A 20,835-nucleotide genomic window follows, 5' to 3' on the forward strand; every position below is an offset into this window, starting at 1 on the left:
TTCGCTCCAAGACAAAGGACCGCTCTCATGAGCTTCGACAAAACCATCCACCTGCCCGTCGACGCTGACGAGGCCTTCGCCCTGATCACGCAGCCGGAACGCCTTCGCCGCTGGAAGACGGTGGCCGCCCGTGTGGACCTTCGCGTAGGCGGCGAATACCGCTGGACCATCATCCCTGGCCACCACGCCGCCGGCACGTTCCAGGAAATCGAGCCGGGCAAGCGCATCGTGTTCACCTGGGGCTGGGAGTCGGCCACGGACCTGCCGCCGGGAGCGTCCACGGTCACCATTACGCTGGAGCCCGTCGACGGCGGCACGTCGCTTCGCCTGGTGCATGAGGGCCTTACGCCCGAGCAGTCCACGGCACACGCCGAGGGCTGGAACCACTTTCTGGGACGCCTGGTCGCGGAGGCGTCGTCAGATTCGGGTGCCGGCCCGGACGAATGGTCGGCCGCCCCGGACCCCATCGACCACCTCATCTCCGCCGACGCGTCGCTGGCAGTCCTGCTGGGTGTCCTGCGGAAGCTCACCCCGGAAGACCGTGAGAAGCCGACGCCGTGCGAGGACTTCACTGCCCATGAACTCCTCGAGCACCTGGCTGGGTCGCTGAAGAACATCGGCACTGCCTTGGGCGCCGACGTCACGAACCGCGCCGATGCGGCTCCCGAGGTCCGCATCGCCGAACTCGCCCAGCCCACGCTGGAAGCGTTCGCCCGCCGCGGCCTTGATGGCACGATCGACATGGGCTTCGCCAAACTTCCCGCCACCATGGTGGCCAGCATCCTGAACCTGGAGCTGATGGTCCATGCGTGGGACTTCGCGAAGGCGAGTGGCCAGGACCTGACCGTGTCCGACGTCGTCACGGACTACGTGGAGGGCCTTGCCCTGGTGACCATCTCCGAGCAGGTCCGCTCCGGCGGCAGCTTCGCGCCGGCCCAGCCCGTCGCGGAGACCGCAGGCAGCCTTGAACGCCTCATTGCGTTTACCGGCCGGACCGTCACCGTCTGACCGTTTCGCCCCGCACAACAAAAACAATAATCACGAAAGAAGGAACGAAAATGTCCAAGTTTCTCTTTATCTATCACTCTCCGATGACACCCGCCGAGGCCGCGCCGCCGGCGCCGGAAGACATGGAAGCTGCTATGGGGGAGTGGAACGCCTGGGGTGCCAAAGTGGGCGACGGGCTGATCGACTTCGGAACCCCTTTGGCCAACGGCGTCCGCGTTTCGCCGGGTGGAGCCACAGCGCCGAGCCAGCTCGAGGTCTCCGGATATAGCCTCATCGAAGCCGAGACGTCTGAGGCAGCCCTGGAACTCGCTAAGCAGCACCCGCACCTGAATATGCCGGGCAGCGAACTCGAGGTCCACGAGGCCCAGCAGATTCCCGGAATGTAGCTGAGGACCTTCTCGTCATATCCTGCCGGGGTCGCCGCGCCACCAGGGCGGCGGCCCCGGCACCCCTCTGAATCAGGAATTCCCATGCCGCGTGGAAACCAGCCCGGCCTCCGGACGCAACCGGTTCAAATCCCTGGCCGAGCACAGTCACCTCACCGTCCGGGCGTGAACGTCGGCCCTCGGGTCCACAAACCGGACCTGCGGTGGTTTCTGGAAGTCGAATTGCCGAGTTTTTGACAATACGCGAATAAATGAACTTCTTTCCATGGATTTCTCTGGAAAGCCTCTTGGAAGTACTGAAAAGTAGTGTCCAAGGAAAGATTTACCGCATCGGGACAGCCGGTCGGGACTGCAGCGAGGCATTCCGGCAGCGTGTGGTGGCCTGACTCTGGTTCGAGTTTGGTCCGTTCCATGGCTCCGCACGCGGAGTCTCGGTGCTGAGAATTACTGCCCTCAAGTCAGCGCCAGACATCGCAGGGCCGCGAGACGGGTCCTCCGGGACCGCGGCCCCGTAACCCGAGATGCCCGACGGTCAACGTCTGCAGGCCCCCCGGGGATTATTCACAAGTCGGCACGCCCGGGCGGCGGATTCCCCGTCCCGGGCATATTCATGATGAAAGAGAGCAGCAAATGACGCGTATTGGGATCGTGGCCGAGTTAGGCCGAGAGACGAGGGTGGCGGCGACGCCCACCACGGTGAAGCAGATATTGGATTTGGGCTACGAGGTTGTGGTCGAGAAGGGTGCGGGGGAGTCCGCTTCCTTCAGGGACGAAGACTACGCTGCGGCGGGTGCCCTGATTGTTGGGGCCGACGAGGCGTGGGGCAGTGAGGTGGTGCTGCGGATCAATCCGCCCACCGAGGATGAGATCGGCCGTTTGGCCGAGGGGGCGACGTTGATCGGTTCGCTGAGCCCGGGGCTGCGGCCGGAGCTGGTGGAGGCTTTGGCGGCGCGGCCGATCACGGCGTTGGCCCTGGATGCGGTGCCTAGGATTTCGCGGGCGCAGTCGATGGATGTGCTCAGTTCGATGGCGAACATTGCCGGGTACCGGGGAGTGATTGAAGCGGCGCATGAGTTTGGCAGGTTTTTCACCGGTCAGGTGACGGCGGCGGGCAAGGTCCCGCCGGCTAAGGTTCTGGTTGCCGGTGCCGGTGTGGCGGGGTTGGCGGCGATCGGGGCGGCGAGCAGCCTGGGTGCGATTGTGCGTGCGACGGACCCGCGGCCTGAGGTCGCTGACCAGGTGAAGTCGATCGGCGGGACCTACCTCAAGGTTGAGGTGTCCGAGGAGATGCAGTCCTCGGACGGGTACGCGAAGGCCACGTCTGAGGCGTATAACGCCCGCGCCGCGGAGATCTACTCCGAACAGGCACGGGATGTGGACATCATCATCACCACGGCGCTGATTCCGGGGCGTCCGGCGCCGAGGCTGCTTACGGCAGAGGATGTGGCCGGTATGAAGCCGGGCAGCGTGATCGTGGATATGGCTGCCGGGCAGGGCGGGAACGTCGAAGGCTCGGTGGCCGGGCAACGCATCGTCACCGATAACGGTGTGGTGATCCTGGGTTACACGGATCTCCCGGCGCGGCTGCCGGCCCAGGCCTCCCAGCTGTACGGGACGAACATGCTGAACCTGCTCAAGCTCCTGACCAAGGACAAGGACGGCCAGCTCAGGATCGATTTCGACGACGTGGTGCAGCGCTCGGTAACGGTGGTGCGGGACGGGGAGAAGACGTGGCCGCCACCCCCGGTCCAGGTCTCCGCCGCACCCGCCGCCAAAACCCAGACCGACGTCGCCAGCCGCGCCGGGGAACGCTCCGCCGATAAGGCGTCGAAGAAGAAGCAGGGGCTCAGTCCCGCCGGTAAGGCCGGGCTCTTTGCCGCGGGCGTCGCGGTGTTGTTCGGAGTCAACGCGGTTGCCCCCGCGCCGCTGCCCCAGCATTTCACGGTCCTGATGCTTTCGGTCGTGGTCGGCTTCTACGTGATCGGGAAAGTCCATCACGCCCTGCACACCCCGCTGATGTCCGTCACGAACGCGATCTCCGGGATCATCGTCGTCGGGGCTCTGCTGCAGGTCACCTCTGACAACATCGTCATGCAGGTGCTCGCCGCCGTCGCGGTCCTGCTGGCCAGCATCAACATCTTCGGCGGCTTCGCCGTCACCCGGCGCATGCTCGCGATGTTCTCCCGCGAAGAACGGGCACGTTCATGAGCGCCATCACCGAAGCAACGCAAATCATTATCAGGAGCTCAACTGTGTCTGACACCGTCTCCGGTCCGTTGACCGCCGATTCCATCGCCGGCGCGGCCTATATCGTCGCGGCCCTGCTGTTCATCCTCAGCCTCGCCGGGCTGAGTAAGCACGAGAAAGCCCGGGCAGGGGTCATCTACGGCATCACCGGGATGATCATCGCCCTCGCTGCTACCATCTGGCTGACACTCCAGGACGCCTGGGGCACCGGGGCGGGACTCACCGGCCTGGTGCTGCTCGTGGCCGCCGTGCTGGTCGGCGGGGCCATCGGGCTCTGGCGTGCCCGGGTCGTGGAAATGACGGGTATGCCGGAGCTGATCGCGTTGCTGCACAGCTTCGTTGGCCTCGCCGCCGTGCTGGTGGGCTGGAACGGGCACTTGGAAGCCCCGGACCTGTCCCCGGACCTGATGGCTGTCCACCATGCCGAGGTCTTCATCGGCGTCTTCATCGGCGCGGTGACCTTCACCGGCTCGATCGTGGCGTTCCTGAAACTCTCCGCAAGGATGAAGTCCTCACCGCTGATGCTGCCGGGTAAGAACGCGATCAACCTTGGCGCCCTTGCCGGGTTCGTTGCCCTGACCGTCTGGTACGTCAACGACTCCCAGCTCTGGCTCCTCGTTGTGGTGACCGTCCTGGCCCTGGGGTTGGGCTGGCACCTCGTGGCCTCCATCGGCGGCGGCGACATGCCCGTCGTCGTGTCCATGCTCAACAGCTACTCCGGCTGGGCCGCAGCCGCCGCTGGTTTCCTGCTGAACAACGACCTGCTCATCATCACCGGCGCCCTCGTCGGTTCCTCCGGTGCGTACCTGTCCTACATCATGTGCAAGGCCATGAACCGGTCCTTCATTTCCGTGATCGCCGGCGGCTTCGGCATCGCCGCCCCCGCCGCGGCGGACGCGGAGTATGGTGAGCACCGCGAAATCACCGCCCAGGCCACCGCGGACATGCTGACCAACGCCTCCAGCGTTGTCATCACCCCGGGCTATGGCATGGCCGTGGCACAGGCCCAATACCCCGTCGCCGAACTCGCCCACCAGCTCCGCGAACGCGGCGTGAACGTCCGGTTCGGCATCCACCCCGTCGCCGGGCGCCTGCCCGGACACATGAACGTGCTCCTCGCCGAAGCCAAGGTCCCCTACGACATCGTCCTGGAAATGGACGAAATCAACGAAGACCTCGGCGACACCTCGGTAGTCCTCGTCATCGGCGCGAACGACACCGTGAACCCCTCCGCGGCCGAAGACCCGGGAAGCCCGATCGCCGGGATGCCCGTCCTGCGGGTCTGGGAAGCAGAGAACGTCGTGGTGTTCAAACGCTCCATGGCCGCCGGCTACGCAGGAGTCCAAAACCCCTTGTTCTACCGGGACAACTCCCAAATGCTCTTCGGCGACGCCAAACAACGCGTCGAAGACATCCTCAAAGCGTTCTAGACGAAAACCTCTCCTCCTGACGTACCCCGTTAGCTGATACGTAGAAGCTGAGATCCGCCCGTTCGGTGCGCTGCAGGCTGAAACTGCTCAAGAACGAGAAGCCGACCAGCAGCCTGCAGCGCAGGGGTCCTATGACGAATCACTGGTGTGGCGGTCCGCCTGTTTCGCGAGGAACACCGATCGCAGACCACCCCCGTGGTCGAGGTGAGGGCCGGGGCAGCAGGTCTCACCGGTCTTGCACTTCCAGCAGCCCGGGTACTTACTAGTGGGAGGAGGCGTAGCCTCCCAAGTCTGCCGCCAACAGCTCGTGTGGCTTGGAGGCCTAACCAACGGCTATCAGAGGACGAAACGCAATGTTCGCTCGCGTCAGCACGTACCGACCCGCTCCTGACAGTACGGGAGCGCCTTCAGGAGAAACCGTCAACCAGGTGCTTGCCCTGCCGGGATGCAGGGGGATCTATTACCTTCTGGGAAAAGCAAACACGTCACTCTCGATAACGCTGTGGGATGACGAGGAGGCGCTTGCGGGCAGCCGTCAGGAAGCGGATCGGATCCGCTCCGAGACCAGCGCGGAGCAACACATGGAGGTCCTTGGAGTGGACGAATTTGATGTGCTCGTCCAGCACCTCAAGGAATAGTTCAAGGCGGAGTTCCCATGCTGAGACAAGCTGTCGTAAATTTCAGCCCGAGTTCACCGCCCAGCCCGTTCAAACCTGTCACTGCCGGCGGCCACGCCACGGCGTGAGCCGCGGCCACCACCCCGGGACATCGGATTGCGCACGAACCGGTAGATACCTGTCACGACGAGAGCCTGGGTCGGAGCGATCGGCACGACGACCCACGCCGCGCCGCCCCCGTCGTACCGCTGCCAGCCGGAAAAGAGCCACGGGATGAGGCCCGCGACGACGCCGGGCGCGAGGAAAAGGAAAATGATCGTCCCGATCCACGCGCGTGCGTGCGAGGCTGCCTTGGCCATGTTCGTCAGGCTACCCCAGATTATCGTTGGTCCAACACATCGAAATCAGGAGGGCGCATGCCGTACGTTGTCGACTTCAAGGACGTTTCCATTGTTGGCCTGGAATCGTCTCCGGTCGCCGAGGCGATCGCTGGGTTGCGCGCCAACGAGGGGCGCTACTACCGCAATAAATACGACCACGTCTTCACCGTCAGTCCTGCAAGCGAGGTTCCGGACGTGGTCGAGCGGGTGAGCCGGATCCTAGCGGACGAGCGCGATATCGTGATCGGCTCCCGCCCCCTCGAAGCTACGGCCTTCGAAGTTGACGGTTTGCGGATGGACTACGTGTTCTACGAGTCGGGGCTGTCGATCAACGTCATGTACAGCATCGGGGACGGCGGGAAGCGGGCGGTCGGATTCAAACTGGCTGAAGGCATGGAGATTCCGGAGGAACTCGCATCACGTTTCAAGTTTGCTCGCCAGAAATCAAAGCTGGCAGGCGTTATCCGCGGTTCCTACTTCGTGATTAAGGGCGAGTACTGATCAGCTGACTTCCGCGCCCGGGAGCATGCCGAGTGCGGCTCCCGCCGTCTCGATTGAGAGTGGATGCCTGCCGGGGATGTTTAGGGCAGACTGTTGGCGTGAGCGGAATCCGGTGGGTGCTGCACGTCGATCTTGACCAGTTCATCGCGGCGGTCGAAGTGCTGCGGCGGCCGGAGCTTGCGGGCAAGCCCATCATTGTGGGCGGTCGCGGCGATCCCACGGAACGGGCTGTGGTGTCGACTGCATCCTATGAAGCCAGGGCGTTCGGTGTGGGTTCCGGGATGCCCTTGCGCGTTGCGGCCCGGAAAGTGCCCGACGCTGTGATCCTGCCCGTCGATCATGAGGCTTACCTCGCGGCGTCTAAAACGGTGATGGCTACCCTGCGCGCGCTGCCCGGCGCCACCGTGCAGGTGCTGGGTTGGGATGAAGCCTTTGTAGGCACCGAGGCGGAGGTTCCGGAAGCCTACGCCCGGCAGGTGCAGGCAGCTGTCCTGGAGCGAACGCAGCTGCATTGCAGCGTGGGCATCGGCGACACATTGGTCCGGGCCAAGGTCGCCACCGGTTTCGGCAAGCCGGCCGGTGTCTTCCGTCTTACTGCCGGGAACTGGCTCGACGTCATGGGCAGCCGGCCCACCAAGGACCTGTGGGGCGTCGGAACCAAAGTGTCGGGCCGGCTGGCCAAGCTCAGCATCAACACAGTGGCCGAGCTCGCCGCGTCCGACCCGCAGGACCTGGTCCCGGAGTTCGGCCCCAGGATGGGTCCGTGGTATGCGGAGCTCGGGCGCGGGGACGGCACCAGCGTTGTGGACGACACCCCGTGGGTTGCCCGCGGGCATAGCCGGGAGACCACCTTCCAGCGGGACCTGACCGGGCCCGCCCAGGTGGACGAGGCCGTGCGGGAGCTGACAGCGCGTGTCCTTGAGGATGTTGTGGCCGAAGGGCGGCCCGTCGTTGGGCTGACCCTGAAGGTTCGGTACGCACCGTTCGTCACCAAGACCCACGCGAAGAAGATTCCTGAAACCTTCGACCGGAACGACATCCTCGCGCGGGCCTTGGACCTCGCAGCCGGAATCGAAGCGGGCCGTCCGATCCGGCTCCTGGGCCTGCGGGCCGAGATGGCAATGCCCGACGAGGCCCGAAAGGGACATACGCCTACGCGCGGCGGTTGGTAACGGCGTCGCTCCCGTTCTCACCAGCGCGGAAGAATCGCTTCGATGACTGTGGTGCCGCCGACCTGCACGATCACCCACGTGACTCCGGGTCAGCCCAGTGCCAGGCGCATCGACACCTGGTACCGGTCCGAGCGGTACGTGGAGATGGCGTACTCAATGGGAGTTCCCGGTTCTTCGGTCCCGGTGAAGGACCGGCGCTTGAAGAGCAGGACGGGTGCTCCCGGCGCGATGCCCAGCAGGGCAGCCGTTTCCACCGACGCCGCGGCGGCCTCCACGGTCTGCTCCGCCTGCTCGACCGGGTGCCCGGCGGCTCCCAAAGCCCGGTACAGGGAACCGGTCAGATCTGACGAGAGCAGGTCCGGCAGCAGGTGCGGCGGCAGCCACGACTCATCGACGCTGACTGGTGCTCCGTTGGCCAGGCGGGGCCGCCTCGTTACCGGCCACCCAGGTGGCGCAGTCATTGACGACGGCACCGTGGTGATGGCCGGGGGAACCATCCAGTGGTGCGGCCCGACGTCGGACCTGCCGGCAGGACTCGACACCGAGGTCCGGCAGGTGCCGCTGATCCTGCCCGGGCTCGTGGACGTGCACTGCCACGGTGCCGTGGGGCACACCTTCTCCGCCGACGCTGACGGGGCCAGACTGACCGCCGCCCATCACGCCTCGGAAGGCACGACGTCGGTACTCGCCTCGCTCGTTTCGGCGCCGTCGCACGTGCTGCTGGAGCAGATCGCGGCGCTGCGGGACGTGGTGGCAGACGGCGCCCTGGCCGGCTTGCACCTGGAAGGGCCGTTCATCACCAAGAGCATGTGCGGGGCCCAGGACCCTGCAGCCATCATCGACGGCGATCCGGCGCTCCTGAAGCAGTGGCTTGAAACGGGGCGAGGGACCGTGCGGTCACTGACCCTGGCCCCCGAAACCCCGCACTTTGCTGAGCTGGTGCAGCTCTGCCGGGAACACGGCGTCGTGCCTTCCCTTGGCCACACCGCCGCAACGGCTTCCCGCACCCGGGAAGTCCTGGGCGCTGATGGCGGTGCTGGGGGCGTTGACCGCCAGTGGTCGGCCACGCACCTGTCCCCCCGCTCCGTTGCCCTCATCACGGATGCGATGGCCGCGGCGGGAATGTCCGATGGGCACTACACCCTCGGCAGCCTGGACGTCCTGGTCCAGGACCGGGTGGCGCGGCTGGCGCCGGCGGGCAGGACCCAATCCGGGGAAGGGCAGGAAACCGGAGCGATCGCCGGGGCCACGAGTTTCCTGCTGGAAAACGAGCGCCGCTGCGTCGAATGGGGGATTCCGCTCGCCGACGCCGTGGCGGCGGCTTCGTCCACTCCGGCCCGGCTGATGGGCCTTGACCGGGGCCCCACCAGGGTTGGCGCCATCGCCGCGGGATACCGCGCGGACGTACTGGTGGCCACCGGCGAACTTGAACTCGTGCAGGCCTATCGTGCCGGCACATCACAAACGCAGGAAAGGAAAGACCGTGCAGATAGTTCTGTGTGAGTCCGTCGATCACGTAGGAGCCCGGGCGGCAGACATCATCGAGGCCAGGGTGCGGAGGGGACCGGCGGTCCTGGGCCTGGCCACCGGAGGCTCCCCGAGTTCCACCTACCAGGAGCTCATCCGGCGGCACCGCGAGGAACAGCTCAGCTTCGGCCAAGTCACCGGCTTCACGCTCGACGAGTACGCAGGACTGCCGAAGGAACATGGGCAGTCGTACTACTCCACCATCCGGCGCGAGTTCGTTGACCAGGTTGGCCTGCCCCTGGAACGGCTCTTCACCCCGCAGGGCGACGCGGCGGACCTCGTGGCCGAGGCAGAACGCTACGACGCAGCGATTGCGGCGGCCGGGGGAGTGGACATCCAGATCCTGGGCATCGGCGCGAACGGCCACATCGGGTTCAACGAGCCGACGTCGTCACTTGCCTCGCGGACCCGGGTAAAGACCCTGGCGGGGGCCACCCGCACTGACAACGCCCGGTTCTTCCCGGACGGCAGCGTTCCGCGGTTGTGCCTGACCCAGGGGCTGGGGACCATCCTCGAGGCGAAGCTGGCCGTCCTCGTGGCGATGGGGGAGAACAAGGCCGCCGCCGTCCAGGCGATGGTGGAGGGCCCGGTCAGCGCCAACTGTCCGGCGTCGGTGCTGCAGCTTCACCGGAGAGCCGTGGTCCTCCTTGACCCGGCGGCCGCGTCCCGGCTCTCCATGCTCGAGTACTACCGGGACGCGCAGGAGTTCAACGACCAGCTCGGCCAGACCCCTACCAGACCGTGGCTGATCAGCTCTTCAACCTGAAGACGGATGCCGAGGCTGGCGTTCGCCACTCATGGTGCGAGCACTCCGTGGCGGGAGCATTCGGCGGTCCAGCCCAGCGGCGTCACCTGGACTTTCATGCGCCGCCGGCAGGCGGCGCAGTAACGCGGCGGCTCCATTGCGAGGCGTTCGCCGCAGCGGTGGTGAACGTCCGACGCCGGGCTGTCGCCGCCGTCGGACGGTACGCCGCAGTGCCCACAGAACGCAGCGGTGGAGCCGGTGGTTGAGCCCGTCGAGCCTGGGGAGTTGGGGATCATAATGTCTTCTGGAGTTCCTTGATAGGCATGTTCAGCTCGACGAGCAGGTTCAGGTCGGCGTCTGCCGGGCGGCCCAGTGTGGTCAAGTAGTTGCCCACGATGACGGCGTTGATGCCGCCCATGAGGCCTTGGCGGGTGCCGAGGTCGCCGAGGGTCAGCTCGCGTCCGCCGGCGTAGCGGAGCACGGTGCGTGGCATCGCCAGCCGGAACGCGGCGATGGCGCGGAGGGCGTCCTTGCCATCCATGATGCCCTGGTTTTCCAGCGGGGTCCCGGGGCGGGGGTTGAGGAAGTTCAGCGGGACTTCGTGGGGTTCCAGGGCCGCGAGCTGGGCTGCGAGTTCCGCTCGCTGTTCCAGGGATTCGCCCATGCCGATCAGGGCGCCGCAGCACAGTTCCATGCCTGCGGCCTTGACCATGTTGCAGGTGTCCAGGCGCTCCTCGTAGCTGTGCGTGGTGACGACCTCGGGGAAGTAGCTGCGCGCGGTTTCGAGGTTGTGGTTGTAGCGGTGGACGCCCCATGCGGCGAGCTGGTCCACCTGGCGCTGGGTCAGCATGCCCAATGAGCAGGCGATGTTGATGTCTACTGCCTCGTTGATCCTGTCGATGGCGAACTTGATCTGGTTCATGAGCTTGATGTCCGGGCCGCGGACGGCGGCGACGATGCAGAATTCGGTGGCTCCCGTCGCAGCGGTCTCTTTCGCGGTCTTGACCAGCTCGGGGATGTCCAGCCAGACGCCGCGGACGGGGGAGTCGAACAGGCCGGACTGGCTGCAGAAATGGCAGTCTTCGGGGCAGCCGCCGGTCTTGATGGAAATGATGCCCTCCACCTCGACGTCCTCACCGCAGTGCCGCAGCCGGACCTCGTGGGCGAGCTGCAGGGCGGCGGGCAGATCCCGGTCCGGCAGCCTCAGGATTTCCACCAGCTGGCTTTCGGAGAGGCCGATCCCCTGCTCCAGGACCTGTGTCCTGGCGGTTCCGAGGATAGTGCCGGGGTTGGCCTGGAGGTCTGGCTGTATCGTCATCAATAGTCCTTTTTGGGGGTGCTTAGCTGCGGATATTGCCTCGGAACAAACGCTAGTTCTCAGTTCGGTGCGGGATTTTGTCGGGTTTCGACAAAGCGATGAAGCTGAAATTGGACCCCGGATTCTGGTGTGCGGCCCTTGTGGTGGCCACCACAATGGGGCGCCGCATGGACCAGCAGCCCGAGAACTACACCCTGGCCAACTTCCGCCAGTGGGTGGACCGGTCGCGTAAGAACCTGGGCACGGACCGTGATTATGGCAGTTTGATTGGAGACCACTTCTGCAGTTTGGTTGGAGCCCACTTGGCGGCTCGCCGGTCGATGAATCGCAGTTTGACTTGAGCCCACCCCAGCGTTGATTTCATCAGGGTTGTTTTTCCGACGGTGGAAGGCAGTGATGGAGTTGAGGGTGGAGCTATTTGCGAGGATCCGGCGGGACGCCCGGGTCCATGGATCATCAATCCGTGCCCTGGCAAAGGAGTACCGGGTTTCCCGCAGGACTGTCCGTCAGGCCCTCGCTGCAGCTGAACCACCAGCCCGAAGAGTCTCTGCCCGCGCGGCTCCGAAGCTGGACCGTTTCAGGTCCGTCATTGATGACATGCTCGTCGTGGATCTTGATGCTCCACGGAAGCAACGCCATACCGCGCAGCGTGTTTTCGATCGTCTGGTTGATGGGCATCAGGCTGTGATCTCGTACTCGACGGTCCGTCAGTATGTGAAGGCCCGCCGTGCAGAGGTTGCGTTCGAGGCCGGGAAAGCAGCGGTTGAAGTGTTCATCTCTCAGGAACACGCGCCCGGCGCTGAAGCCGAGGTCGATTTTGGGGACGTGTGGGTGGATCTGGGCGGGGTTAGGACCCGGTGCTACATGTTCGCGTTCCGGCTTTCGAACTCGGGTAAATCTGTCCATGGTGTCTGCCCCACCTGCGGGCAGGAAGCATTGCTGGAAGGCCATATCGAAGCGTTTAGCGCTATCGGCGGGATCCCGAGGAAGCATATCCGGTACGACAACCTGACCAGCGCGGTCACGAAAGTCATCTATGGTGCCGGCCGTCAACGTATCGAGAACGAACGCTGGGTGCTATTCAAATCTCACTTCGGGCTCGATGCTTTCTACTGCGAGCCAGGACTGCACGGCGTTCATGAAAAGGGCGGGGTTGAAGGTGAAGTGGGAAAGTTCCGGCGGAATTTCCTGACCCCCGTCCCGGCCGTGGATAGCCTAGTGAAGCTCAATGACCGGATCCGGGTCTGGGACGAGAATGGGAACCGCCGCCGGATTTCCCAGCGTCTGCGCACTATTGGGCAGGACTTCGCTGTTGAACAGCCCTTGCTGGCTCCGTTGCCGGCAGAAGACTTCGATCCGGGCCTGATTCTCACGCCCAGGGTGGAACGTTCCGCGTTGGTGACGGTCCGTTCAGCGAAGTATTCGGTGCCGGTGCGGTTCATCAACCGTAAAGTTCGGGTGTCCCTGCGCGCTACCGAGGTGCGGATCTTCGATGGCAGGGCCCTGATCGCGGCCCATCCCAGGACTGTTGCCCGGGGCGGGCAAAGCGTGAAGCTGGACCACTACCTGGAAGTCCTCAGGATAAAACCGGGTGCGTTGCCCGGGTCCACGGCACTGGCCCAGGCCCGGGAATCCGGAAGGTTCACCCCCGCCCACGACGCTTTCTGGGCTGCGGCCAGAAAGACCGATGGCGATGCCGAAGCCACCCGGCAACTCATCGACGTCCTTCTCCTGCACCGGGCCATGGAAGCCGAAGACGTCATCGCCGGGATCACCGCAGCCTTGCATGTCGGGGCCGTCCGTGCGGACGTCGTCGCCGTTGAAGCCAGGCGCATGGCCACCGAAAGGCAAACAGGGCGGGTCCGGCCAGATTGCCATTCCGGTGCAAAAGAGAATGTTCCCGAGCACCGCTGTGACTGTTACTTCGTTATGGACTGTGGATGCTTTTTGTTGTGCAGTATTGGGTCAGTGGTGTTCGACCCAGCAGGCGAGGATGGTGGTGGACAGCTGGTAGGCCAGGGCGTTGCGGGTGATGTTCTCCGGTCCCAGACTCGCGGGGAGGTCCGTAGCGTCCACATGAAGGACGAAGCTGTCTTTTTGGAAAACTGCTGACCCGTCCGCGGTTTCGTAGGCCGGGAACCCCAGGTTGGCGAGTCCCTGAATGGGCGTAGCGTTTTCAGCCAGGGCCTGCAGGGCGTCAAAGTAGGTCAGTGCCGTGGCCTGGTCCTTCGCTTCCATAACCGAAATAACCAGGTCGCCTTCGTCCAGGTGGTAGGTGCAGGTGAAGGTGCTGTCGGCCCAATTGTTGACTGTGTGGGTGTCCTCTTTCAGGTCCAGGATGGAGGTGAGCCGGTCCATGGGCTGGTCCCCGCAGACCATTTTCGCGGCCTCGCTCGGTCCCTCGACGGTGGGGTCGGGGGAGGAGTCCCCTTCGTTGTGGTGCCCGCCGCCGTGGCTGCCGGCTGCGGCCGTGTCACCTGATGGTGAAGTATCCGTTGGCGAGGAGACGGTTGAGGTAGGTGCCGGCGCTGTTCCTGATGATCCGGTTGCAGCGGTGCAGCCGGTGAGCAGGAGGGTGGACAGGGCCAGGGAGGCCAGCAGGGGGTTGGGGTGTTTCATTCCTCGTCCGTCCTTGCCGCCGTCCAGATAAGGGGGACCGGCGGAGGGGTTGTCAGGCTTTGAGTTTGGCGTAGATGACGTAGTTGTCATCGAAGAGTCCGGTGGCGGGGTCGTACCCGTCGCAGGTGATGAGCCGGAGCTCGGGGCCTGGTGTGTTGCCATAGACCTCGAAGGTGGGGAAGCTGTTCTTGCTGTAGAGGGCCCCGCGGTCAACGGTGAACACAGCCGTGCTGCCATCGGTGCGGGAAACGCTGATCTCGTCACCGGTTTTGAGCTTTTGGAGGTCCGCGAAGACACCTTTGTTTCCGCCCAAAGCGTTGACGTGGCCCAGTATTACGGAGGGTCCGCGCTCACCAGGGGTGGGGGAGCCGCCGTACCAGGACGCCGGGGTGCCGTCGCCGGTATCCTCGGGGACTTCCAATGACCCGTTCTCCCGCAACCCCAGATGCAGCAGGTCAGTGCGCACATCGATCACGGGGATACTCAGCGTGACCGGAGGCGATGCAGGCATCACCGGACCGGCCGGGGCCGCCGGGGTTCTCACCGGCAGGGAAGGCTGGGCGGTGGCGGCTGCTGCCGACGGCGGTGCAGGAGCAGTGGCCCGTTGTGTGCCGGTGCTGCAGCCGGTCAGGGCCAGGGCGAGCAGAAGCCCGGCTGCCGTGGTGGCCTTCAGACCTCCACGGCGGCCGGGCTTCATGTGTCTCACAGTGTTTAACCGATCAGCGGTGTTTAGGCGGTTGATTCTGCGGTGCGACGACGGACAACGTAAGCGCCGCCGGCCAAAGCGATGAGGGCCAGCCCCCCGCCGATGGCGAGTGCTCCGGTGTCGGTGCCGGTTTCCTGGGCGATGCCGGTTTCAGCGCCACCTGCGGGCATCTTCATCTGTCCGGCCGTCAGGGTTCCGCACAGTGCCGGCGACGTTGCTGCCAGGGGCAGTTCGGGGATGAGGTCGGACTTGGCTGCCGCGCCGGCCGGGCTGAGGGTGGCCGGGTCAAGGCCATGGACGACGACGACGGCGGTGCCGGCTTCGAGGGCTGCCTTGGTCTCAGCATTCAGTTCGAACGTACGGTCAATCGTGTAAGCGGCGCCCTGGCCGGCGGCTTTGATGTCAAGGCCAGCTGCGGGGCTGGTGTCACCGCTGGTGGAGAGGGTGGTGACGATGCCGCCATAGCTGGGTGCGCCTTCGGTCGTGGAGATAACCTGGTCACCATCCTTGTCGGCCGAAGGATCCGGACAGGTACCCTGCGCTCCACCGTGGATGTGCTGGACGTGCGGGTAGGGCATGTCCATGAACGTCGCGGGCATACCCGAAACGTTCAGCAGGACATGAGCCTGGTTGCCCGTGACGTGAAGTTCGATGGTGGCTGAACCGGAGCTGCCGTTGAGCTGGCCCAGGGTGGACTGGTAGGACTGGTCAGCGGCCATGGCCGGCGATCCAGATAGGGCAAGTGCGGCCAAAGCGAGGGTAGGTACTGCCATAAAGCGGAGTGTCTTGTTCACTAGAAAATCTCCTCATACACGCGCGAGTGACGGTGACTCCCCAAGGAAGGGACACCAGTACTTCGAAGCAGACCATCCCACCGCTGAATGAGGATGTGTCTTATACCACAGTGTAGGGGCGTAAGGCCGGTGCGTAACCTTGAAAGGGTTCTTTATTTCGGGACTACTTTCGGGACGGTTGCGACCGTCATAGTGCTGATGGGCGCCTGCCCCGGGGTTGTATCCACGGTCCACGGCGGGTCTTTCGCTGCAGCAAAGCGAGGCCTGTCAGTGCCAGTCCGCCGGCTATGGCTTCGGCGACCGCTGTCGCCGGTCGATCCACGCAGTATCAAGGCCGTCATCCGTGACGTCTGGCGGCGTTTGAGCTCAGAGGAATCCGGACCGGTCGTCAAGCCTCAGGTGCTGGGCTGCGGGCTCGAGCGCTACTGAGGGTCTCCCGCAGCGTCTGGCTCCTCGGCGTACTCGTCGCGCGCGCTGATCAGCAGACCCAGCGCCGCGCCCACCACACACACGATCGCGGTGATCGAGAAGATCTCGCCGTACTGCAGGGCGTACGCCTCGCGGACCCGGCCGGCCTCGGCTGACAACCGTTCCGCGAGTGTGTCGCCGCCCGTACTGGCGGGCAGGCTGGCCAGATGCTGGTTGAACCGGTAGAGGCCCCATGCGCTCAGCGCCGCGATGCCGAGCAGCATGCCGATCATGCGGGCGAGCACAACCGCTGCCGACCCGATCCCGTGCTGGGCGGCGGGAACCACCCGAAGTGTCGCCGACGTCAGCGGGCCGATCACCAGGCCGAGACCGAGTCCGGCGATCGCCAGGTCGGTGTCCAGTGTCGGCAGGGTGAACAGTCCGAGATCATGTCGTGCCGTCAGCACATCCACGGGCCATTTCGAGATCAGCAGATAGCCCACGGCGGCGACGAACAGGCCGGTGAACGCGACGATCCGGTCGCCGATCCGGGTGGCCAGCCATCCGCCGAGTAGCGCCGCAACCGGCAGCGCGACGAGGAAGCGCAGCAGCAGGAATGCGGCCTGGTTCTGGTCCTGACCCAGGACACCCTGACCGAACAGCTCGACGTTGACCAGCGTCACCATGAGCGCTGCGCCGGCGGCCATCGACGCGCCAATTGCCGCCAGGAACGGTCTGACGTGCACTCCCGCCGGTTCCAGCAGGCGGGTGCGGGCGAACCTCTCCCAGACGAAGAACGCGACGGTCGCCACGGCGGCGGCGATCAGCGTCGGCATTCCCCAGCTGGGCAGCACCAGCTTGCCGTCGGGCTTGGGGTTGTAAAGCCCGATCACGGTCAGGCCCAGGGCGATGGCCAGCAGCAGACCGCCGAGCACGTCGACCTTCTGGGGATCATCGGTTCTCTGCCGGCCGGGCAGGCTGAAGTGGATCATCACCATCGCGATCACCGCAAGCGGCACGTTGACCCAGAAAACGGCCTGCCAATGCTGGAACAGCCCGACCAGGGCGATGCCGTACACCGGGCCGAGCACGCTGCCCAGTTCCTGTGCGGCACCGACACCGCCGAGCACAGCTGCGCGCTTGCGCGCAGCCCACAGTCCGGCGGCCAAGGCCATCGTCACCGGCAGCAGCGCGCCACTGGCGGCGCCCTGGAGAGTACGGCCGAGGACCAACACGGTGAGATCAGTCGACAGTGCCGTGACCACCGATCCGAGCGCGAAGCCGGCCAAACTGACCTGGATGAGCATCTTCCGCCCGAACCGGTCCGACGCCCGACCCAGTAGCGGCATCGCCGCGATGTAGCCGAGCAGGTAGCCGGTGATGATCGGGGTGACCCGTTGGAGCTGATTCACTCCGATGCCGACGTCGCGCATGATGTCGGTCATGATCGTGACGACGACGTAGGTGTCGAGCGCGCCCAGCGCTACTGCGAGACTGGCCGCGCTGATCGCGATGCGGCGGTTGGTCGACACCCGCCCGGTGGCAGGGGGCGGGCCCAGGATCACATTGCCGGTTTGTCGACGGTAACCGGTTCGCCCCACTTGGACAGGGTCATTGTGACGCTGTTACCAGGGCTGGGCTCCAACCGGGCCTGCATCAGCTCGCGGTTGCCGCCCTCAGAGATCCAGACGGTGCCAGGCACGGGTCCCGTCGCCCCGATCTGCGGGGAGATTTTGTTGACCGCGTCCGCGGTGACGTTGCCCGTGATGCGTACAGAGTCCACGCCCTCGACGGTCTCGCGGCCGTCGATCTTGGCATCGGAGAAGTTGGCGAGCACGTTGGCCAGCCCCACGTCGGGGTCCAGGATCGTCGCGACGTCGTAGATGTTGGATGCCGGCCCGAAGTTCGACAGGCGGCCTCCCGACGTGATCGCGGCCCAGAGGTTGCCGTCGGAGACCACGAACTCGACCCCTTTGAGCCGCTGGCCAAGGTGCATCATGTCGAGTGTGCCCTTGGCGGCGACCGCGGGAGTCTGTGTGAGATCGCCCTCGATGAACTCGACCGGCAATCCGGCGATCTGGCCCTCAACCGCGAGCTTGAGATGCGCGCTGGTCTGCCCCTTGGTGGTCTCACTCGACTCTTTCAACAGGGCAACGGGGTCGGGAGAGGCCTCCGGCGATGGGGAGGGGGAGGGGGCGGTGCACCCTGCAACGAGGGCGACGACGACGATGAGGGGCGCGAAGATCGCCCCAAGGCGGGCCTGCAGGGCTGCATTATACATGGATGCATCATACATGGCTGCATCATAGTGGGGGACCCCTAAGAGAGTGTTGCACTGAACCTTCCCCGTAAGGACACGTAGTGGGCCGTGCAGACGACTTCGGAAAATGACATAAAAAATTCCATACACACTCGATTTTTGTAGCGAAACTCAGTGCCGGTTTCTACGTGCCGGTTCTTCTGATGGTTGACGGGTATTGGTACATTTGCGCGCATGGGACATCTGTTGGTGTCACTTTCCGAACTCGTCTGCACAAATTTCCATACTCGCTGCACAGCTGCGAAAGACATGGTCGACGACCTCACGCTCCGTGAAGTGGAGCTCAGTATTGGCGGTTCCGTTGACGACCCGACTGACCCGGTCGGCAGGCTGCTGTTCAATTTGTTGGCGATAGTCGCTGAGTTCGAGGCGGACTTGATCCGTTCACGAACTCGCGAAGGGATGCAGGTCGCGAAAGCGGCCGGTCGGCTCCCGGTAAGCAGCCCAACCTGTCCAAGGCGCAGGAGAAGCACCTGGTCGAGGTCTACCAGCGGGGCGAACACACCACTGCGCAGATCGCTGAACTCTTCAGCGTAGCGAGGTCCACGCTCTACCGGGCAATCGAGCGCTCCGGTGACACTGCCGCCTAAGTGTTCATTGTGCAGAGGAGTACGGAACAAATGGGCGCCTTGTGCAGAGGAGTACGGAAAAGCCAGTGTTCACACTCAGCTGCACAACCCCGAAAACTCAAGGACCGTTGTGCAGACGACTTCGGAAAATGACAAGACAAAACGTTAGTCAGTGCGGCTCTATGACTAGACGTATCATTTTTCGAAGTCGTCTGCACGGAATTTCATAAGTCCTCTGCACTCGTCTCCGGTTGGAGTGATTTTCAACGTGGTCAGCGTCCTTGGACCTGTAAATAAGTGCTTGTTCTTTACCCGCAGTAGGCGCCTGTGCTGGCGCTGTGGACCAGTTTGGCGTACTTGGCGAGCACGCCCTTGGTGAACTTGGCAGGGAGGGGCTCCCAGCCAATCTTGCGGGATTCGAGTTCGGCGTCGTCGACCAGCAGGTCGAAGCTTCGGGCGGCGATGTCGACCCGGATCCGGTCGCCGTCCTTGACGAAGGCGATGGGGCCGCCGTCGACAGCTTCCGGTGCCACGTGGCCAATGCACAGGCCTGTGGTTCCACCGGAAAAGCGGCCGTCGGTGAGGAGCAGGACGTCCTTGCCCAGCCCGGCGCCCTTGATGGCGCCGGTGATGGCGAGCATCTCGCGCATGCCCGGGCCGCCCTTGGGGCCCTCGTAACGGATGACCACAACGTCGCCGGCCTTGATCAGGCCCAGGTCCAGTGCGGCCAGGGCGCCCTGCTCACGCTCGAACACACGGGCGGTGCCTTCGAAGACGTCGGCGTCGAAGCCGGCGCTCTTCACGACCGCACCTTCAGGCGCCATGGAGCCGTGCAGGATGGTGATGCCGCCGGTCTTGTGGATCGGGTTGTCCATGGCACGCAGGATCTTGCCGTCCAGGTCCGGCGGGTTGATCGCGGCGAGGTTCTCGGCAACGGTCTTGCCGGTGACCGTGAGGCAGTCGCCGTGCAGCAGCCCGGCGTCGAGCAGTGCCCGCATGATGACCGGCACACCGCCGATCTTGTCAACGTCAGTCATGACGTAGCGGCCGAACGGCTTCAGGTCACCCAGGTGCGGGATCTTGTCGCCGATGCGGTTGAAGTCCTCCAGGTTCAGCTCGACTTCTGCTTCGCGGGCGATGGCCAGCAGGTGCAGGACGGCGTTGGTGGAGCCACCGAAGGCCATGGTGACGGCGATGGCGTTTTCGAACGCCTTCTTGGTCATGATGTCCCGGGCGGTGATGCCGAGGCGGAGCAGGTTCACCACCGCTTCGCCGGACTTGCGCGCAAATTCATCACGACGGCGGTCTGCCGAGGGCGGGGCGGCCGAGCCGGGGAGGGACATGCCCAGGGCTTCGCCGATGCACGCCATGGTGTTGGCGGTGTACATACCGCCGCAGGCGCCTTCGCCGGGGCAGATGGCCTTTTCAATGCGGGTCAGGTCTTCGAGGCTCATCTTGCCGGCGGCGCAGGCGCCCACGGCTTCGAAGGCGTCAATCAGGGTGACTTCTTTTTCGGAGCCGTCCTCGAGCTTGACCCAGCCCGGCATGATGGAGCCGGCGTACAGGAAGACGCTGGCGAGGTCCAGGCGGGCGGCAGCCATGAGCATGCCCGGCAGGGACTTGTCACAGCCGGCGAGCAGGACGGAGCCGTCGATGCGCTCGGCCTGCATCACGGTTTCCACGGAGTCGGCAATGACTTCACGGGAAACCAGGGAGAAGTGCATGCCTTCGTGGCCCATGGAGATGCCGTCGGAGACGGAGATGGTGCCGAACTGCATCGGGAAACCGCCGCCTGCGTGGACGCCTTCCTTGGCTCCCTGGGCCAGCCGGTTCAGGGAGAGGTTGCAGGGAGTGATTTCATTCCAGGAACTGGCAACGCCGATCTGGGGCTTGGCGAAGTCATCGTCCCCCATACCGACAGCCCGGAACATACCGCGCGCGGGGGCAGCATGGATCCCGTCGGTGACAGCCCGACTCCGCGGCTTGAGGTCCACTGATTGTGATGGTTGCATATCTTTCCTCCGGTGTTGATTTGAAGCTACGTATCGCCCTGAACGCGTTGGGCAATGGGACGCGTCCAGGTTTGGG

Annotated in this window: 19 protein-coding genes and 3 pseudogenes; 13 read left to right on the forward strand and 9 right to left on the reverse strand. The window is 64.7% G+C overall.

What is annotated here, in order from left to right:
* Positions 1-27: 27 nt before the first annotated feature.
* The 5 genes from FYJ92_RS08690 to FYJ92_RS08710 all read left to right on the forward strand — a co-directional run bounded on the left by FYJ92_RS08690 (position 28) and on the right by FYJ92_RS08710 (position 5,709).
* The gene (locus FYJ92_RS08690; RefSeq protein WP_185263479.1) at positions 28-1,008 is read left to right on the forward strand and encodes a TIGR03086 family metal-binding protein; all 981 of its coding nucleotides are present in this window, start codon (positions 28-30) and stop codon (positions 1,006-1,008) included.
* Between the two features lie 50 nt (positions 1,009-1,058).
* Positions 1,059-1,394 (forward strand): hypothetical protein, encoded by a 336-nt coding sequence (locus tag FYJ92_RS08695; RefSeq protein ID WP_185263480.1) that lies wholly within the window; start codon positions 1,059-1,061, stop codon positions 1,392-1,394.
* 630 nt (positions 1,395-2,024) lie between these two features.
* Positions 2,025-3,602, forward strand: a complete 1,578-nt coding sequence (locus FYJ92_RS08700; RefSeq protein ID WP_185263481.1) for a Re/Si-specific NAD(P)(+) transhydrogenase subunit alpha — start codon at positions 2,025-2,027, stop codon at positions 3,600-3,602.
* A complete protein-coding gene (gene pntB, locus FYJ92_RS08705) occupies positions 3,599-5,071 on the forward strand; it encodes a Re/Si-specific NAD(P)(+) transhydrogenase subunit beta (protein ID WP_255482358.1) in 1,473 nt (490 codons plus the stop codon). The genes FYJ92_RS08700 and pntB overlap by 4 nt, the downstream gene beginning before the upstream one ends.
* Positions 5,072-5,424: 353 nt before the next feature.
* Positions 5,425-5,709: a hypothetical protein gene (locus tag FYJ92_RS08710; protein ID WP_185263482.1), complete on the forward strand. Its 285-nt coding sequence runs from the start codon at positions 5,425-5,427 to the stop codon at positions 5,707-5,709.
* A gap of 53 nt (positions 5,710-5,762) precedes the next feature.
* On the opposite strand, the gene FYJ92_RS08715 is transcribed toward FYJ92_RS08710, so the two are convergent.
* The gene (locus tag FYJ92_RS08715) at positions 5,763-6,047 is read right to left on the reverse strand and encodes a methyltransferase (protein WP_185263483.1); all 285 of its coding nucleotides are present in this window, start codon (positions 6,045-6,047) and stop codon (positions 5,763-5,765) included.
* Positions 6,048-6,104: 57 nt separating this feature from the next.
* Between FYJ92_RS08715 and FYJ92_RS08720 the strand changes: the two genes are divergently transcribed.
* Together FYJ92_RS08720 and FYJ92_RS08725 are read left to right on the forward strand one after the other, a co-directional pair.
* On the forward strand, positions 6,105-6,569 hold the full coding sequence (locus FYJ92_RS08720; protein WP_185263484.1) for a phage tail protein: 465 nt from the start codon (positions 6,105-6,107) through the stop codon (positions 6,567-6,569).
* A 116-nt stretch (positions 6,570-6,685) separates the two neighbouring features.
* Positions 6,686-7,741, forward strand: a complete 1,056-nt coding sequence (locus FYJ92_RS08725) for a DNA polymerase IV (protein ID WP_185263738.1) — start codon at positions 6,686-6,688, stop codon at positions 7,739-7,741.
* A gap of 89 nt (positions 7,742-7,830) precedes the next feature.
* Here the strand turns inward: FYJ92_RS08725 and FYJ92_RS08730 are convergent, their stop codons facing one another.
* Positions 7,831-8,202 carry a UTRA domain-containing protein gene (locus FYJ92_RS08730; protein ID WP_185263485.1) on the reverse strand — a complete coding sequence of 124 codons (372 nt, stop codon included), beginning with the start codon at positions 8,200-8,202 and terminating at the stop codon, positions 7,831-7,833.
* Between the two features lie 19 nt (positions 8,203-8,221).
* Here FYJ92_RS08730 and FYJ92_RS08735 point away from each other — a divergent pair, with 19 nt between their 5' ends.
* Genes FYJ92_RS08735 through FYJ92_RS08745 form a run of 3 tightly spaced genes read left to right on the forward strand, consistent with a single transcriptional unit; the run spans position 8,222 to position 10,279 of the window.
* Positions 8,222-9,244 (forward strand): N-acetylglucosamine-6-phosphate deacetylase, encoded by a 1,023-nt coding sequence (locus tag FYJ92_RS08735; RefSeq protein ID WP_185263486.1) that lies wholly within the window; start codon positions 8,222-8,224, stop codon positions 9,242-9,244.
* Positions 9,225-10,034, forward strand: coding sequence for a glucosamine-6-phosphate deaminase (nagB, locus tag FYJ92_RS08740; protein WP_185263487.1), 810 nt, complete (start codon positions 9,225-9,227; stop codon positions 10,032-10,034). The genes FYJ92_RS08735 and nagB overlap by 20 nt, the downstream gene beginning before the upstream one ends.
* The gene (locus FYJ92_RS08745; RefSeq protein ID WP_185263488.1) at positions 10,010-10,279 is read left to right on the forward strand and encodes a hypothetical protein; all 270 of its coding nucleotides are present in this window, start codon (positions 10,010-10,012) and stop codon (positions 10,277-10,279) included. The genes nagB and FYJ92_RS08745 overlap by 25 nt, the downstream gene beginning before the upstream one ends.
* Before the next feature lie 26 nt (positions 10,280-10,305).
* On the opposite strand, the gene bioB is transcribed toward FYJ92_RS08745, so the two are convergent.
* Positions 10,306-11,331 (reverse strand): biotin synthase BioB, encoded by a 1,026-nt coding sequence (gene bioB / locus FYJ92_RS08750; RefSeq protein WP_185263489.1) that lies wholly within the window; start codon positions 11,329-11,331, stop codon positions 10,306-10,308.
* Positions 11,332-11,468: 137 nt separating this feature from the next.
* On the opposite strand from bioB, the pseudogene FYJ92_RS18975 reads away from it, so the two are divergent.
* Both FYJ92_RS18975 and istA read left to right on the forward strand, forming a co-directional pair.
* A pseudogene (locus FYJ92_RS18975) lies at positions 11,469-11,579 on the forward strand (aldo/keto reductase); the annotation flags it as partial.
* A gap of 148 nt (positions 11,580-11,727) precedes the next feature.
* Positions 11,728-13,170, forward strand: a pseudogene (gene istA, locus FYJ92_RS18980) (IS21 family transposase); the annotation flags it as partial.
* A gap of 126 nt (positions 13,171-13,296) precedes the next feature.
* Here istA and FYJ92_RS08760 read toward each other — a convergent pair.
* The 5 genes from FYJ92_RS08760 to FYJ92_RS08780 all read right to left on the reverse strand — a co-directional run bounded on the left by FYJ92_RS08760 (position 13,297) and on the right by FYJ92_RS08780 (position 18,139).
* Positions 13,297-13,950 carry a hypothetical protein gene (locus FYJ92_RS08760; protein ID WP_185263490.1) on the reverse strand — a complete coding sequence of 218 codons (654 nt, stop codon included), beginning with the start codon at positions 13,948-13,950 and terminating at the stop codon, positions 13,297-13,299.
* Positions 13,951-14,002: 52 nt separating this feature from the next.
* Positions 14,003-14,647 carry a class F sortase gene (locus FYJ92_RS08765; protein WP_185263491.1) on the reverse strand — a complete coding sequence of 215 codons (645 nt, stop codon included), beginning with the start codon at positions 14,645-14,647 and terminating at the stop codon, positions 14,003-14,005.
* Positions 14,648-14,679: 32 nt separating this feature from the next.
* Complete coding sequence (locus tag FYJ92_RS08770; protein ID WP_255482359.1) at positions 14,680-15,450, reverse strand: CHRD domain-containing protein; 771 nt, start codon at positions 15,448-15,450, stop codon at positions 14,680-14,682.
* 422 nt (positions 15,451-15,872) lie between these two features.
* Complete coding sequence (locus tag FYJ92_RS08775) at positions 15,873-17,459, reverse strand: MFS transporter (RefSeq protein WP_304632774.1); 1,587 nt, start codon at positions 17,457-17,459, stop codon at positions 15,873-15,875.
* On the reverse strand, positions 17,420-18,139 hold the full coding sequence (locus tag FYJ92_RS08780) for an LppX_LprAFG lipoprotein (protein WP_185263492.1): 720 nt from the start codon (positions 18,137-18,139) through the stop codon (positions 17,420-17,422). The genes FYJ92_RS08775 and FYJ92_RS08780 overlap by 40 nt, the downstream gene beginning before the upstream one ends.
* Before the next feature lie 279 nt (positions 18,140-18,418).
* On the opposite strand from FYJ92_RS08780, the pseudogene FYJ92_RS08785 reads away from it, so the two are divergent.
* A pseudogene (locus tag FYJ92_RS08785) lies at positions 18,419-18,768 on the forward strand (recombinase family protein); the annotation flags it as partial.
* 287 nt (positions 18,769-19,055) lie between these two features.
* On the opposite strand, the gene ilvD reads toward FYJ92_RS08785, so the two are convergent.
* Positions 19,056-20,759 carry a dihydroxy-acid dehydratase gene (ilvD, locus tag FYJ92_RS08790; RefSeq protein WP_185263493.1) on the reverse strand — a complete coding sequence of 568 codons (1,704 nt, stop codon included), beginning with the start codon at positions 20,757-20,759 and terminating at the stop codon, positions 19,056-19,058.
* Between the last annotated feature and the right edge of the window lie 76 nt (positions 20,760-20,835).

The sequence above is a fragment of the Pseudarthrobacter sp. NBSH8 genome, from assembly GCF_014217545.1.
In the GTDB taxonomy this organism is placed as follows: Bacteria; Actinomycetota; Actinomycetes; order Actinomycetales; family Micrococcaceae; genus Arthrobacter.

Excerpts from the sequence above, each read along its gene's own strand:
- FYJ92_RS08690 (WP_185263479.1), top strand. The coding sequence starts at position 28 with ATGAGCTTCGACAAAACCATCCACCTGCCCGTCGACGCTGACGAGGCC.
- FYJ92_RS08695 (WP_185263480.1), top strand. The coding sequence starts at position 1,059 with ATGTCCAAGTTTCTCTTTATCTATCACTCTCCGATGACACCCGCCGAG.
- FYJ92_RS08700 (WP_185263481.1), top strand. The coding sequence starts at position 2,025 with ATGACGCGTATTGGGATCGTGGCCGAGTTAGGCCGAGAGACGAGGGTG.
- pntB (WP_255482358.1), top strand. The coding sequence starts at position 3,599 with ATGAGCGCCATCACCGAAGCAACGCAAATCATTATCAGGAGCTCAACT.
- FYJ92_RS08710 (WP_185263482.1), top strand. The coding sequence starts at position 5,425 with ATGTTCGCTCGCGTCAGCACGTACCGACCCGCTCCTGACAGTACGGGA.
- FYJ92_RS08715 (WP_185263483.1), bottom strand. The coding sequence starts at position 6,047 with ATGGCCAAGGCAGCCTCGCACGCACGCGCGTGGATCGGGACGATCATT.
- FYJ92_RS08720 (WP_185263484.1), top strand. The coding sequence starts at position 6,105 with ATGCCGTACGTTGTCGACTTCAAGGACGTTTCCATTGTTGGCCTGGAA.
- FYJ92_RS08730 (WP_185263485.1), bottom strand. The coding sequence starts at position 8,202 with ATGACTGCGCCACCTGGGTGGCCGGTAACGAGGCGGCCCCGCCTGGCC.
- FYJ92_RS08735 (WP_185263486.1), top strand. The coding sequence starts at position 8,222 with ATGGCCGGGGGAACCATCCAGTGGTGCGGCCCGACGTCGGACCTGCCG.
- bioB (WP_185263489.1), bottom strand. The coding sequence starts at position 11,331 with ATGACGATACAGCCAGACCTCCAGGCCAACCCCGGCACTATCCTCGGA.
- FYJ92_RS08760 (WP_185263490.1), bottom strand. The coding sequence starts at position 13,950 with ATGAAACACCCCAACCCCCTGCTGGCCTCCCTGGCCCTGTCCACCCTC.
- FYJ92_RS08765 (WP_185263491.1), bottom strand. The coding sequence starts at position 14,647 with ATGAAGCCCGGCCGCCGTGGAGGTCTGAAGGCCACCACGGCAGCCGGG.
- FYJ92_RS08780 (WP_185263492.1), bottom strand. The coding sequence starts at position 18,139 with ATGTATAATGCAGCCCTGCAGGCCCGCCTTGGGGCGATCTTCGCGCCC.
- ilvD (WP_185263493.1), bottom strand. The coding sequence starts at position 20,759 with ATGCAACCATCACAATCAGTGGACCTCAAGCCGCGGAGTCGGGCTGTC.